General features: G+C 64.9%; 15 protein-coding genes. 9 read left to right on the plus strand and 6 right to left on the minus strand.

Going from position 1 to position 13429, the window contains the following annotated elements; all coding sequences use genetic code 11:
• Positions 1 to 36 precede the first annotated feature (36 nt).
• Positions 37 to 591: a cysteine hydrolase family protein gene (locus tag AC1DES_RS09920; RefSeq protein ID WP_476895534.1), complete on the minus strand. Its 555-nt coding sequence runs from the start codon at positions 589 to 591 to the stop codon at positions 37 to 39.
• A 139-nt stretch (positions 592 to 730) separates the two neighbouring features.
• Between AC1DES_RS09920 and AC1DES_RS09925 the strand changes: the two genes are divergently transcribed.
• From AC1DES_RS09925 to AC1DES_RS09940, 4 genes are all read left to right on the plus strand, one after another.
• Positions 731 to 1555 (plus strand): alpha/beta fold hydrolase, encoded by an 825-nt coding sequence (locus AC1DES_RS09925; protein ID WP_476895535.1) that lies wholly within the window; start codon positions 731 to 733, stop codon positions 1553 to 1555.
• On the plus strand, positions 1548 to 2141 hold the full coding sequence (locus AC1DES_RS09930; RefSeq protein ID WP_476895536.1) for a TetR/AcrR family transcriptional regulator: 594 nt from the start codon (positions 1548 to 1550) through the stop codon (positions 2139 to 2141). The genes AC1DES_RS09925 and AC1DES_RS09930 overlap by 8 nt, the downstream gene beginning before the upstream one ends.
• Before the next feature lie 272 nt (positions 2142 to 2413).
• The gene (locus AC1DES_RS09935; RefSeq protein WP_476895537.1) at positions 2414 to 3079 is read left to right on the plus strand and encodes a cysteine hydrolase family protein; all 666 of its coding nucleotides are present in this window, start codon (positions 2414 to 2416) and stop codon (positions 3077 to 3079) included.
• Positions 3072 to 3638 carry a phosphotransferase gene (locus AC1DES_RS09940; RefSeq protein WP_476895538.1) on the plus strand — a complete coding sequence of 189 codons (567 nt, stop codon included), beginning with the start codon at positions 3072 to 3074 and terminating at the stop codon, positions 3636 to 3638. Before AC1DES_RS09935 ends, AC1DES_RS09940 begins: the two co-directional genes overlap by 8 nt.
• A 231-nt stretch (positions 3639 to 3869) precedes the next feature.
• On the opposite strand, the gene AC1DES_RS09945 is transcribed toward AC1DES_RS09940, so the two are convergent.
• Both AC1DES_RS09945 and AC1DES_RS09950 read right to left on the minus strand, forming a co-directional pair.
• On the minus strand, positions 3870 to 4496 hold the full coding sequence (locus AC1DES_RS09945) for a cation efflux transmembrane domain-containing protein (RefSeq protein WP_476895539.1): 627 nt from the start codon (positions 4494 to 4496) through the stop codon (positions 3870 to 3872).
• A gap of 86 nt (positions 4497 to 4582) precedes the next feature.
• On the minus strand, positions 4583 to 5383 hold the full coding sequence (locus AC1DES_RS09950) for a glycoside hydrolase family 16 protein (RefSeq protein WP_476895540.1): 801 nt from the start codon (positions 5381 to 5383) through the stop codon (positions 4583 to 4585).
• On the opposite strand from AC1DES_RS09950, the gene AC1DES_RS09955 reads away from it, so the two are divergent.
• Entirely contained in the window at positions 5382 to 5861 is a 480-nt protein-coding gene (locus AC1DES_RS09955; RefSeq protein ID WP_476895541.1) for a DUF6278 family protein, read from the plus strand. The genes AC1DES_RS09950 and AC1DES_RS09955 overlap by 2 nt on opposite strands.
• A 26-nt stretch (positions 5862 to 5887) precedes the next feature.
• Here AC1DES_RS09955 and AC1DES_RS09960 read toward each other — a convergent pair whose 3' ends face one another.
• Entirely contained in the window at positions 5888 to 8068 is a 2181-nt protein-coding gene (locus AC1DES_RS09960) for an elongation factor G-like protein EF-G2 (RefSeq protein WP_476895542.1), read from the minus strand.
• Between the two features lie 125 nt (positions 8069 to 8193).
• On the opposite strand from AC1DES_RS09960, the gene AC1DES_RS09965 reads away from it, so the two are divergent.
• Together AC1DES_RS09965 and AC1DES_RS09970 are read left to right on the plus strand one after the other, a co-directional pair.
• Entirely contained in the window at positions 8194 to 8631 is a 438-nt protein-coding gene (locus tag AC1DES_RS09965) for a DUF3054 domain-containing protein (RefSeq protein ID WP_476895543.1), read from the plus strand.
• A 99-nt stretch (positions 8632 to 8730) separates the two neighbouring features.
• Positions 8731 to 9012 (plus strand): Lrp/AsnC family transcriptional regulator, encoded by a 282-nt coding sequence (locus tag AC1DES_RS09970; RefSeq protein ID WP_476895544.1) that lies wholly within the window; start codon positions 8731 to 8733, stop codon positions 9010 to 9012.
• Between the two features lie 852 nt (positions 9013 to 9864).
• On the opposite strand, the gene AC1DES_RS09975 is transcribed toward AC1DES_RS09970, so the two are convergent.
• Together AC1DES_RS09975 and trpD are read right to left on the minus strand one after the other, a co-directional pair.
• Positions 9865 to 10368 (minus strand): hypothetical protein, encoded by a 504-nt coding sequence (locus AC1DES_RS09975; RefSeq protein WP_476895545.1) that lies wholly within the window; start codon positions 10366 to 10368, stop codon positions 9865 to 9867.
• 261 nt (positions 10369 to 10629) lie between these two features.
• Positions 10630 to 11691, minus strand: a complete 1062-nt coding sequence (gene trpD / locus AC1DES_RS09980; RefSeq protein WP_476895546.1) for an anthranilate phosphoribosyltransferase — start codon at positions 11689 to 11691, stop codon at positions 10630 to 10632.
• A gap of 148 nt (positions 11692 to 11839) precedes the next feature.
• Here trpD and ctaE point away from each other — a divergent pair, with 148 nt between their 5' ends.
• On the plus strand, positions 11840 to 12478 hold the full coding sequence (ctaE, locus tag AC1DES_RS09985) for an aa3-type cytochrome oxidase subunit III (RefSeq protein WP_476895547.1): 639 nt from the start codon (positions 11840 to 11842) through the stop codon (positions 12476 to 12478).
• A gap of 83 nt (positions 12479 to 12561) precedes the next feature.
• A complete protein-coding gene (gene qcrC, locus AC1DES_RS09990) occupies positions 12562 to 13350 on the plus strand; it encodes a cytochrome bc1 complex diheme cytochrome c subunit (protein ID WP_476895548.1) in 789 nt (262 codons plus the stop codon).
• Positions 13351 to 13429: the final 79 nt, after the last annotated feature.

Here is a 13429-nt window from a genome sequence, read left to right on the forward strand (position 1 = left end):
TGCAACCTGGCCTGACCCGGCCACGTGGCAACCTGCTCAGCAGCCGAACGTCACGTCCTTCGTCGCTGCGACCCGGGCGGTTCGGCCCGGCGCCGACTGACTCCGCCAATACAGATTCGTATGCGCGATAACCTGGTCCGGCGGCGGCGCGCCCCATGCGCTCTGGTCCTCCGTCGTGTGTGCGTCGCCGACGAGCGTCACGTCATATCCCCGCACAAAAGCGCCATGGATTGTGGACCGGATGCACTCATCCGTCTGGGCGCCCGTGACAATAACCCGTCCTACGTGGGCTTTCGCCAGGACCGCTTCCAAGTCGGTGTCCTCGAAGGAATCGCTGTATTTCTTGTGAACGAGCGCTTCCGAGTCCTGGGGCGCCAGCTCCGGCACAATCTCCCATGCGCCGCTCCCCTTCTCCAGCTGTTCGTCCGAGTGCTGCACCCAGACGACCTGGACCCCTGCGTCGCGGGCCTTGCCGATGAGAGTTCCGATGTTGGCGACCACCGCGTCGCGCTGATGCGTGCCGGCCACTACGCCATTCTGGGCATCGATCACTATCAAGGCCGAGTTGGGCCGATCGAACAGCGTAGTCATGAGGTCCTCCTGTTGGCTTGGGCACACCCTGGCGACAAATATTAGTGCGCCGGGACTTTCCCGGGAACCTCTTGTTATTCAAAACTAATGAGATTAGTATCTTAGCTACATAGCGTAGTAAACCTCAGGAGCTGCAGCCATGCATGAACCCACCACACTCCACCGGCACTACTTGGCCCGCCCGGGCGGCCGAATTGCGTACGACCTTCAAGGTGAAGGTCCCCTCGTCGTATGCGTGCCAGGTATGGGAGACCTCCGGACGGTCTACCGCTTTCTGGCTGAAGCGCTCACCCAGTCCGGCTACAAGGTCGCCGTCATGGACCTGCGGGGGCATGGCGGGAGCGATGCGACTTTTGCCGAGTACGACGACGTCGCCACCGGAAACGACATCATTGCCCTGGTCACGGAGCTTGGCGGGCCGGCAGCGGTCATCGGCAACTCCATGGGCGCGGGGGCCGCAGCGTGGGCGGCTGCCGAAGCGCCGCACCTCATCACCGCGCTCGTCCTGATCGGTCCCTTTGTCCGCAACCCGGCCATGAACCCCGTCATGGCCGCTGTTTTCAGGCTGGCGCTGCTCCGGCCATGGGGTCGGTTGATGTGGCGCGGCTACTTCAAGAGCCTCTATCCAGGGCGCAAGCCAGCTGGTTTTGAGGAGCATGCCAAGGCGGCGGACGACAGCCTGCGACGGCCCGACTACTGGCAGGCTTTCACCAGGACCACCCATACGTCCCATGCGCCGGTCGAGGCGCGACTGGCCGAAGTGAACGTACCGAGCCTGGTGATCATGGGCGAGAAGGATCCGGATTTCGCCGATCCGAAGGCGGAGGCCGCACATGTCGCCGATCGACTCCACGGCAAGGTGTTCCTGGTCCCGGACGCGGGTCATTACCCCCAGGCGGAGGCAGCCGGGTCCGTATCCCCCGCCGTCGTGTCGTTCCTGAAGGGACTCCCGGCCGGTGGCTAGGGCAGGACTGACCCAGGCGCGGGTAGTGGAGGCCGCCGCGACCCTGGTCGACGCCCATGGCCTGGGGCCGCTGGGTCTGGCCACCCTTGCAAGGGAGCTCGGAGTGAAAACCCCGAGTCTTTACAACCACGTCGCAAGCCTCGACGCGCTGCATCGGGAATTATCGCTCCTGGCCCTTCGTGAACTCGCCGCTGACCTCGCGGCCGCCGCGGTGGGGCGTAGCCGTGAGGCCGCACTCCGCGCGCTGGCGTCCGCTTACCGCAGCTACGCCAGGCAACATCCGGGCCGCTACGCATTCAGCGTTCGCGCACCCGAAGCGGACGACGGCGAACACCTCGCCGCGGCGGCGGCCGTGCTCGACGTCGTGACGGCCGCACTCAGCGGCTACAACCTGACCGGCGACGATGCCGTTGACGCGGTCCGCGCCCTCCGGGCAGCACTCCACGGGTGGGCCGGCCTGGAGGCTGCCCACGGATTCGGCATGCCCCGCGATGTTGACGAGAGTTTCGACCGGATGGTCGACAGTTTCGACATCATTCTTGCCTCGTGGTCGCGCCCGCTGCCGCGATCCTCGCCGGCGGACTAGCCAGCCGCAGCCGAAATTCCCCATCCCCGCAACGACCCCGCACCTCGAGAGGCAAGAACAATGAACGTTTTAGGAGCCGAAGACCTCCTGCGTCTGGACTCCCGGCATCGCGCCGAGCTGGCCGCCGGCTGGCCGCCGCCCGGTGGCCATCGAGTTCACCGGCATGTCCACCGCACGGCCAGGGCCGCATTCGTGGCCCTGCATAGCGGTCCGGCAGCCCGTGACAAGGCTGCCCGGCCTAGTGGCAGCGCCAGAGGAAGGAATCGATCCCGTTGAACCGTGCCCTCCTCGTCATCGACGTGCAGAACGAATATATTTCCGGCAATCTCCCCGTCAGCTACCCGCCCCTTGCCGTGAGCCTGGTGAAAATCGGCGCAGCGATGGACGCGGCACGAGACGCAGGCATCCCTGTGGTCGTCGTCCAACAGACGGCCCCGGAAACGTCGCGCATTTTCGCGCGGGGCAGTCACGGATTTGCCCTTCACGCAACGGTCGCGGGCCGCCCGAACGACCATCTGATCCAAAAGACCCTGCCGTCCTGTTTCGCAGGCACGGACCTGGCCGGGTGGCTCGCCGGACACGGCGTCGATACGGTCGTCATCTGCGGGTACATGACCCAGAATTGCGATGAATCCACTGCCCGGGACGCCGTACACCGGGGCCTTGGCGTTGAGTTCCTCTCCGACGCCACCGGAACGCTCGATATGGCAAACCACGCCGGCGCGCTGACGGCGGAAGGGCTGCACAAAGCTGTCCTCCTCGTTTTGCAATCACGTTTCGCCTCCGTGCTGACCACAGATCAATGGATCGACGCCCTGGCGCAGGGCACGGCGGTGCCGAAGCCGGACATCTTCGCCAGCACCCAGGCCGCGCGCGACGCCGCCGGGAGTGGCGCGGCCTCGACAGCCCGAGGGGCGTTAGATTGGACCGGTGGATGAGGGAGAGGATCTTGCCGGCGGTAATTCGACTCTCGTAACGCGCATTGGCCAGACCGTTCGGCGGGGCGCCGGGCCATGGACGCCAGCCGTACATGCATTCCTCGACGTCCTCCGGGCCGCGGGCATCACCGAAGTCCCCGAAGCACTCGGCATGGACCACCATGGCCGTGAAGTCCTCACCTTCATGCCGGGCGAGGCAGCGCACTATCCGCTGCCGCAGTGGGTGTGGGATCCGTCGATCCTGCACGACGCCGGGACTCTCCTGCGACGCATCCACGACGCCAGCGTTGGGATTGTCCGAGCGGACCTCCAATGGCAATTGCCGACCCATCAACCGGCAGAGGTCGTGTGCCACAACGACGTCGCACCTTACAACATGGTCTTCCGGCACGGACAACTGGTAGGGCTCATCGACTTCGATACAGCATCGCCGGGCCCAAGAGTCTGGGACTTCGCCTACCTGGCATACCGGCTCGTGCCGTTGGGAGAAAATGGCGGCGGGGCGGCCCCAGGCGGAAATGGTAGATGGTCACGGCTCGATGCCTTGACCAAGGCCTAGGACCTCCCTTTCGAGCCCCGGGAGGTCCTTGAAACCCTCGCAACCAGGCTGGATGAACTAGCGGAACTCACGGAGCGCCGCGCTGCGGCTACCGGACGGGCAGAATGCCTCGACCACTCCGCAATGTACCGCCGCGATCGCGACAGGGCAGCCGGGCTGGCTGATGGACTGCGCGGGGACGGACAGACGCCTCCTGGTGCCTCGATTCTGAGTGCACATTCAGTTGCGCGTTCATCCCGGGGCCTCACCGGCGGTGTGCGTCCAGGCGTGGCGTGCCTCGCGGACGGCGTAGTAGATGATGACGGCCCCGGCGAAGGGGTCGGCCCACCACCATCCGAAGAGGGAGTTCAGGACCAGCCCGGCCAGGACCGCACCCGCCAAGTACGCATCGACCAGGGTCACTTTCCCTTCGGCGCGCAGCACCGGATTGCCCAAGGCCTCCCCGGTGAGGATCTTGCCCCGGGCCAGGGCGAGCATGACGACGAAGGTCAGGGCCGTCCACACGATACCCAATCCGGAGGTGACGGGCCGCAGTCCGGCGGCAACGACAATGACCAGCTGGATGACAAGGTACGCGGCGAGGACCGCGAAGGCCGCCCCGATCAGGTGCATCGCCCGGGTCTCGCGATCTTTGTGGATGCCTTTGAGCTGCCAGACCACGACCAGTGAAGCGAAGACCTCGATCAGGGAATCCAGACCGAACCCGGCCAAAGCCGGCGATCCGGCGCCAAGGGCGGCGGCGGCCAGGACGCCGAGGCCAAGCACGTTCCAGCCCAGGGTCGCGTATTCAAGCCGCAGACCGCGGCGAAGAAGGACGTCGTGGTTCAACGTGGTGGCAGAGCCGTCAAGACTGGTCATGGGCTTCTGTTTCCTTACGGTGGGCTGCCCCTGATCATGCGGGCCGCTCCAGGCTGCAGGGGTTGAGTGGCGCGGTGGGCATCGCGTCAGTTGTAGACGCGGATCCAGTCGACCTGCATCTGACTGGGCACGGTGGCAGTCCCGTCCGGGAACCAGTCTAGCTGGACCGTTTGGTGCATCCCGGCCATTGGCTGGTGTGCGGGGTTCGTGTCGGTGAACCATTGCACGCCGTCGACGTATCCGGTGATGCCGGAAGCGGTCCACTGGACCGCGTAGTTGTGCCACTGGGCGGTATCGGCCGGCTGCGCTGCCTGAGTCTGGAAGCTCGAGCCGCTGCATGCGTAGTGCAAGAAGAACTTGACCCTGTTCGTGTCGGACGTTCCTTCGGCGTAATCAACCTCGGCACAGTTAGGGGACGTGTTGTTGTTCGGCCACAGGATCAGGACGGGGTGGTATTTGGGATCCCGGACACTGGTTCTCATCCGGGTTTCCCAGCGGCCGTACTGCTGCCGGGCAAACTTGGCTGACATGCCGCCGGTAGTGCCGGACAGGTCACCACTGACGGTAGCGACGCTGCCGTCCACGTTCCAGGCCAGCGGGCTCCGGATCCCGTTGCCCGCATGCCCCGGACCGTTATAGACGTTCCACTTCAGCGGGTCCGGCGCGCCCGTATAGGAAAATTCGTCCCCGGCAATTACCGGACCCCAGCCGAAGACGACGGCGGCCTGCGTACCGTCCGCTGATTGGGCGCGGTTCACGGTGATCATCGTCCCGAGCATGTTTCGACTGCCGGCAAGGAGATCATCGATCGTCGTTGGACCGCTGCCGACGGTGCGGATGGCCGCGCTGAAGCCCTGAACATACCCGTAAGAGTAGTCTGCCGCCATGGACAATACTGCCGACGGTGTCGCTGACGATCCGGAGCCGCTGGAGGACCTCCCGCCCGGCACGAGCCGATACTTTGCCGAGTATAAGCCGGTTGATCCCCACGCCGTCAGGAAAGCACCCCCCACAAATGTCGGCGGCTATGAAGACTTACGGAGGGAGTTCCGGGTAAAGGGCCGGGAACTCCCGCGCTCGCCCTTGGGCCTGGCCGCCGTCGACCTTTTCATCGAGGAGGCCCGCGGCAGTGAAGCCCTGGCCGGGCTCGCCAGGGCGGTCGGCATGTTCTACGGCGATGTCCTGACCCACACGATTCCCGGGGCACACTGGGAGGTCATTGTCGAAGGCAGCCCGGCTGTCAGAGTCACGCGTAAGACATCCGTCAACGTCGTCGGAGTCGCCGAACGGCGGATCGGCATCGGTACGCCGACACTGGTGCAGAACTACTCACATGTCCGTGACCTGCTCGCCGGCGAGGTTTGATCCCGAAGTTCAACCGCGCGGCGGCTTCACACCTTCTTCGCCGCGGGAGCAGCGGTGGGGGGCACCGGTTCGTGCCGCAGGTAAGTCCGGCGGAAGCGGCCGCTGCCCGCGGTCAGAGCACGCAGGTCACGCGCGTACTGCAACAGTTCCTGATCCGGGACCTCGGCACTGATGTCGGTGCTGCCTCCCCCGCCGGACGAGGTTCCGGTCAGGCGTCCACGGCGGGCGGACAAGTCGCTCATCACAGCCCCGACGTATTCGTCTGCAACGCTGATGGTGACGGCCGAGACAGGTTCCAGCAGCTGGATGCGGGTCGCGGCCGCGGCCTCCCGCAGGGCCAGCGCCCCGGCCGCCTGGAATGCCGCGTCAGAGGAGTCGACGCTGTGCGTCTTTCCGCCGACCAGCGTCACGCGGATGTCCACTACCGGGAATCCCGCGGACACGCCTTTTTGCATCTGTGACCGCACGCCCTTCTCCACGGAGGTGATGAACGCCCCGGGAATCACGCCGCCCACCGTCTTGTCCACGAACTCGAACCCGGCACCGCGGCCGAGAGGCTCGACGTCGATGTCACAGATGGCATACTGCCCGTGGCCTCCGGATTGTTTCACATACCGTCCGTGGCCGGCGGCCGGTGCAGCGAACGTCTCCCGGAGCGGCGTCATAACTCCGACTGTCTGCAGGTTCACGCCCTGGTCGCGCAGTCGGCCCAGCACGACGTCCGCGTGCGCCTCACCCATGCACCACAAAATCAGCTGATGTGTTTCGACGTTCCTTTCCACCCGGAGGGTCGGGTCGCCGGCGGTAACTTTTCCCAGGCTCTTGGCCAGGGCGTCCTCATCACCGTGCGAGGCAGCCTCAATCGCTACAGGCATCAGCGGTTCCGGCATCTCCCAGGGCTGGATCAGCAGCGGCATCTCCTTGGCCGAAATGGTGTCACCTGTCTCGGCGGTTCCCAGTTTGGTGAGCGCACAGATGTCGCCCGCCACGCAGTAGGGCACCGGCCGCAGGCTGGCACCGAGCGGGGAGTAGAGGTGGGCGATCCGCTCGTCACTGTCATGGTCTTCATGGCCCCGGTCCGCCAGCCCGTGCCCGGCCACATGCACTTCGGTGTCCTCCCGCAGCGTGCCGGAAAAGATGCGGACCAGGCAGACGCGGCCCAGGAACGGATCGGTGGTCGTGCGCACCACCTCGCCTGCCAGCACGCCGGCCGGATCACAGTCCAGCCGCCCGGCCGGCGTGCCGTCAAGGTCGGACACTTTCGGCAGTTCCCGCTCGATCGGTGCCGGGAACGCACGGGTGAGGACCTCTAGGAGCTCGGACATACCGACGCCGGTCTCCGCAGAAGTGGCGAGCACGGGATAAAAGGATCCACGGGCCACTGCTGTCTCCAGATCGTCGGCCAGCGCCTCGGGCGCGATCTCTTCGCCGCCGAGGTACCGGTCCATCAGCGTCTCGTCCTCGCTCTCGCCGATGATTCCTTCGATGAGCGCCGTCCGTGCGGTCTCCGACGCGGCACGTTCGACGTCGGTCGAGTCCCGGCGGGTGGGCCCCGTGTCTGTCGGAGCAGGTCCTGAAACAGTCCCCGACAGGATCCCGAGCAATCCGGTAACCGCGCCGGCCGAGCCGACCGGGAGGTAGAGCGGCATCACGGAGTCGCCGAAGGCGGACCGGCATCGGGCCAGGGCCGCGTCGAAGTCCGCCCGCGGATGGTCGAGCCGGCTGATCACGACCGCGCGGGGCATACCGAGCCGGGCACACTCGCTCCAGACGGCCGCGGTCGCGGCGTCGACGTCGTCAACCGCGGACACGACAAACAACGCGGCGTCCGCCGCGCGGAGTCCGGCGCGCAGTTCGCCGGTGAAGTCCGTGTGCCCCGGGGTGTCCAGGAGGTTCAGTTTGACGTCCCCGACCACGACAGGCACCACCGAGAGCGTCACGGAACGCTGCTGATGGATCGCGGCCGGATCCGAATCGCTGACGGTGGTGCCGTCGGCGATCGACCCCATCCGCGTAATGGCACCGGTGGCGGCCAGAAGTGCCTCGACCAGCATCGTCTTGCCCGCCCCGGAACGACCCACGAGCGCGACGTTTCGGATTTTCTCCGGGCGCTCAGGGGGCGGGCCGTCGGACGCGTCGGCGCGCCTGAGATCAGATGCGCCCCGGCCAGGGGTTCTCACGGGGACTTTTGCGCCTTTCGCAGGCATGAGTACCTCCTGGAGTCGTATCCATCATCAGCATCGTGCCTCGTAGGCGCATCCTGTTAAGGATTTGACACCCTGCGGGGACCCGACAGCAAGGGCCCCGGCCCGGCCGGACTAGGCTTGGAGGCATGCCTTCGTCATCACCGCTCCCCCGCCCGTCAGCCGACGGGTCCACCAGAACATTCACGCCCAAACGGCCGGCCGTGCTCGCCGCCTGCGCCGATGCGCTCCTGATCCTCCTCTTCGCCGCCATCGGCCGCGACGCCCACCAGCGCGGGGACATCATCACCGGCGTTTTCGCCACGGCCTGGCCGTTCCTCGCCGGAGCGGCCGTGGCCTGGCTGGCGCTGCGCCTGTGGCGCGCTCCCATGGCGCTTTGGCCGGCCGGCGTCGGTGTCTGGCTCGGCACCGTGGTTGTGGGCATGCTCCTGCGGGCAGTCACGGGCCAGGTCGTGGTCGTGCCGTTCGTGATCGTGGCATTGATCAGTCTCGGGGTATTCCTGCTCGGCTACCGGCTGGGAACGGCCGGCGTGAGACGCTTCAGGACACGCCGCCGTCAGGCCTGATGTACTAGGCTTGCAGGAGCATGGCACGGGCCGCCAAGGGCCCGGCAAGGGCCCGGAAACGGGCGAGTAACGGCGCAACAGATCCGGAAAGGTTCACACGTGGTCACCGCTTTCGTCCTGATCAAGACAGACGCCTCCCGCATCCCGGAGACCGCGGAGGAAATCTCCGCCATTCAGGGCATCAGCGAGGTCTATTCCGTGACCGGTGAATGGGACCTCATCGCCATCGCCAGGGTTGCCAAGCATGAGGACCTGGCGGATGCAATCGCGGACAAGCTCTCCAAGGTGCCCGGCGTCGTGCACACCACCACTCAGATCGCCTTCCGGGCCTACTCGCAGCACGATCTCGATGCGGCCTTCGCGCTCGGGTTCGAGGAGTAACCGCGCCGTCACGGACAAAGAACGCAGGGCCCGGCAGATTGAACTGCTCCCCGAAAGTTGGACTGAAAATTCAGTTCTGACTTACGGGGAGCAGTTTCATGTTGAAGGGCAGTGCGTTGTCGGAGGAGCAGCGCAAGGCCGCGGTGGCGTTTGAGATCGGTTGGGGCTCCAGGGCTGTAGCAACCAAGCTTGGGGTGGGTCGGAAGGCAGTCCTCCGGTTGCACGACAGATGGCGCATCAAGGAAGAACCCCAAGGTACCCGCGGAACCGGAGCTGCAGCGGCTGTGGCGTGAGAATGAGCGCTTACGTGCAGAGCTGGCCTGCCTGGGCAGAGTGAAAGCCTTGGGGGTCGGGGAACAGCGCCAAAGGTCCGCGCTGTCATCGCTCTCAAAGCCGAACACCGGTTGGAAGTTCTCCTGGACGTAGCCGGGTTAGCCCGGTCCACGTTCTTCGACCACCAGTCCCGCCTCCAAGGACCCGATCCACGGGCGCCCCTGAAGGCCGCTAATACAGAGATTTTCAAGAAGAACCATGGCCGGTGCGGGCACCGCCGGATCCATATTGAACTGCTCAAATCGGCGCTTCGCCCAATCTGGAGCTGGCCAATGCCTCGCTGCGCGACGCTCTGGCGATACTGAAGGACGGACAGAAGCCACTCGTGCACTCCGATCAGGGATTCCACTATCAGCACAACTCCAGGCGCGCACTCTTGGAGGACGCAGGCGCGGTCCAATCGATGTCCCGCAAAGCGAACTGCTACGACAACGCCGTCATGGACAATATCTAACGATGGGCACGTGAGGCGTTGGCGGGACTAAGAGGCCGGCGAGCGAGAGAGGTGGTTTCCTGGCATTAGGACGATTTGGCACCGTTCAGCGATCTGAATTTGCCGCCGAGTTCCTGAGCCAGTCCCCTGAGGTCTTTATCGCTTGGAGGCTCACCCAGTGCTTCCGACATGTCTACGACCATCCAGTTCGCGCCCTCCACGATGGACAGAGGCTGAGCTGAATCACCGTACAGCTGGTGCTCGGCACCTCGGGCGTCTTCCGTCCTGAACCACTCGACTTGGACGCGGTTTGCACACACGACGTATTCAGCCGTGAAACCTGCAAGGTCCGGATTGATGATGGGATCTGTCTTGGGCTCATCATCGCAGCCGATCACGCCGTCAACGGCTCGACGGGCATCATCGACAGAATCGAATTCCTTGAGCTGCGGAGCGGCTGGGGGTTGCGTGGTTGTGGACTGCTGCGGCGCGGCTGCCTGCTCGCCGGTGACCGCGCAGCCTGTGAGACCGACGATCACACCGAAGACTGCGATGGCTACCGTGTCCCTGCGTCTGCCCTTGACCATCATTGATACCCCGTCCCCCCGGAGGTTGGTTCGGCCATCCTTGCATACGACCTTCGTTGCGTACAGGAAAAGAACGGACCTGAAAGAGCTGCACACAGAAAGGCCCCGCCCTCTTTTGGACGGGGCCTTTGGGGAGTGGCCGATCACTGGCCGCTAGAGTGGAACTCGCACATTAACGAGTCCAACTTTTGGGGACCAGTGCAGAATGCCGGGCCCTGCGTTGTTTGCGTCTTCCTGCCGGAGAAGTCCCCGGCCGCGTTACCCTTAGGCAGCCTGCGAGAGGGCGACCCATCTGTCCAGCACGGCCTTGGCGGCGCCGGACTCGATGGACTCCTCGGCACGCTTCAAAGCAGTAGCCATGCGGTCCGGGAACGGACCGGCGGCGTCGAGGTCGTAGGCCACCAGACCGGCGGCAGCGTTCAGCAGCGCAGCTTCGCGGGCGGGCCCCGGAGCGCCGGCCAGGACGGCACGCACGACGGCGGCGTTGGCCGCCGCGTCACCGCCCCGCAACTCATCGAGCGTCGCCTGGCGGATGCCGAGCCGGCGCGGATCGAACATCTGCTCCGTCACCCCGCCGTTCCGGATTTCCCACACCCGGGACGGGCCCGTGGTGGTCAGTTCGTCGAGCCCGTCGTTGCCGCGGAACACGAGTCCGCGGCTGCCCCGTTTGGCCAGCACACCGGCCACCAGCGGGGCCATTGTTTCATTGGCGACGCCGACAGCTGACGCTTGCACGTTGGCGGGATTAATCATGGGACCCAGGAAATTGAACGCGGTCGGCACCCCGAGCTCGCGGCGGGCGACCGCGGCATGGCGCATCGAGGGGTGGAACACCTGCGCGAAGCAGAACGTGATCCCGGCCTCCTCCGCGTTCAGTGCTACACGCGGAATCGGCAGGTCCAGCCTGACGCCCAGGGCCTCAAGGACGTCGGCGGAGCCCGAGGTGGAGGACGACGCACGGTTGCCGTGCTTGACCACCTTGGCCCCAGCGCCGGCAGCGATCAGGGCCGCCATGGTGGAGATGTTGACCGTGTTCTGCTGATCTCCGCCGGTTCCGACAATGTCAAGCTTTTCGCCTGCGATATCGATGGGGTTGGCGTTCGCGATCATCGCCTCGACCAGTCCCACTACTTCATCCACCGTCTCGCCCTTGGCGCGCAGCGCCACCAGGAATCCGGCCACCTGCACGGGAGTGGCCTCACCCGACATGATGGAATTCATCGCCCACTCGGTGTTCCCGGCGGTGAGGTCAGTGCCGTTGATGAGTGCGTTGATGAGCCGGGGCCAGGTGTTGCCTGCCGCCTGTGCAGATGCCTGAGAAGTCACCTCCTGATGCTATCGAGGTGGGCGGCGCAAAGACCAATGTGAACGGTGCCGGGAACTTTTCCGCGCGAATTCGCGTCTTTGTAGAAAAAGTCCTCCGAAAACGCGGTTTGCGTTGGGCAGGACAGACTTTTATAGACATAATGTCTATGTGACATCTGCGACCCATGCCCCCAGTACCCCGGCGCACCCGACGCTGAACCGCCCGAACATGGTTTCTGTTGGAACCGTAGTGTGGCTGTCCAGTGAGTTGATGTTCTTCGCCGGTCTCTTCGCCATGTACTTCACACTCCGTTCGACTTCCGGACAGATGTGGGCCGAAGAGACAGCCAAGCTCAACTTTCCCTTTGCGCTCGTAAACACCATCGTCCTCGTGGCAAGTTCCTTCTCTTGCCAGATGGGCGTCTTCGCTGCCGAGCGGCTCCAGCCGCGCCGCACCGGAGGACGCCTGAGCTTTACCCGCTGGGGGATGAACGGATGGTTCATCCTCACGTTCCTCATGGGCGCCTTCTTCGTGGCCGGCCAGTCGACCGAGTACGCCATGCTTGTTTCCGAGCACGTCACGCTGTCCGCCAATGCCTACGGCTCGTCCTTCTACATCACGACGGGCTTCCACGGCCTGCACGTCATCGGCGGCCTGATCGCGTTCCTGCTCATTATCGGCCGCTCCTTCGCTGCGAAGAAGTTCGGCCACTTTGAGGCAACGTCGGCGATCGTCACCTCGTACTACTGGCACTTCGTGGACGTTGTCTGGATCGGCCTCTTCCTGGTCATCTACGTCCTCAAGTAGGCTGCTCCACCCTTTTTTACAAGAGGTAGAATTTCAGAATCGGCTCCCGGAGCCAACGCAGGATCGAATAAAGGAACCACCACGTGAAGGCACTCTCGCAGAAGCGACGTCACCCACTGGCAGCCATTGCATTGCTGCTGCTGGGCCTCTTGGTCACTGGTGGGCTGTACGCCGTTGCCACCACCGTCAACCAGGCCAAGGCCGACACCACGAGCGCCAGCGCAAGTGACGTAGCAGAAGGCGGCAAGCTCTTTGCGGCCAACTGCGCCACATGCCACGGCATGGGTGCCAGCGGTTCGCAGTCCGGACCTTCCCTGGTCGGCGTCGGTGCAGCCGCCGTTGACTTCCAGGTCGGCACAGGCCGCATGCCCATGGAGATGAATGGCCCGCAGGCCTACAAAAAGCCCGCCCAGTTCAACGACCAACAGACCCAGCAGCTGGCCGCATATGTCGCCTCGCTCGGCCCCGGCCCGTCCATCCCCGAAGCAGGTGTCCTCGATGAGAAGGGCGACGCCGCCAAGGGCGGCGAGCTGTTCCGCACAAACTGCGCCATGTGCCACAACGCCGCCGCTGCCGGCGGTGCACTGACCCGGGGCAAGTTCGCCCCGGCCCTGGCGGACGTCTCCGGCAAGCACATCTACGAGGCCATGGTCTCCGGCCCGCAGAACATGCCGGTCTTCAATGACGCCAACGTCTCCCCTGAGGGCAAGCGCGACATCATCACCTTCCTGAAGCAGATTGAAGCCAACGGTTCACCCGGCGGCAATGACCTTGGCGCTTTGGGACCGGTCTCCGAAGGCCTCTTTGTCTGGATCGCCGGCCTGGGCGTCATCATCGCCTTCACCATCTGGCTGACGTCCCGGTCGTCCTAACCGGACTTGCACCTGTAAGAATTTCTGCTGATGCGTCAGCAGTTCGAATTGAAAACTAACTCGGCACACGCCGGGACGA

Source organism: Arthrobacter sp. 05T442, from assembly GCF_056395945.1.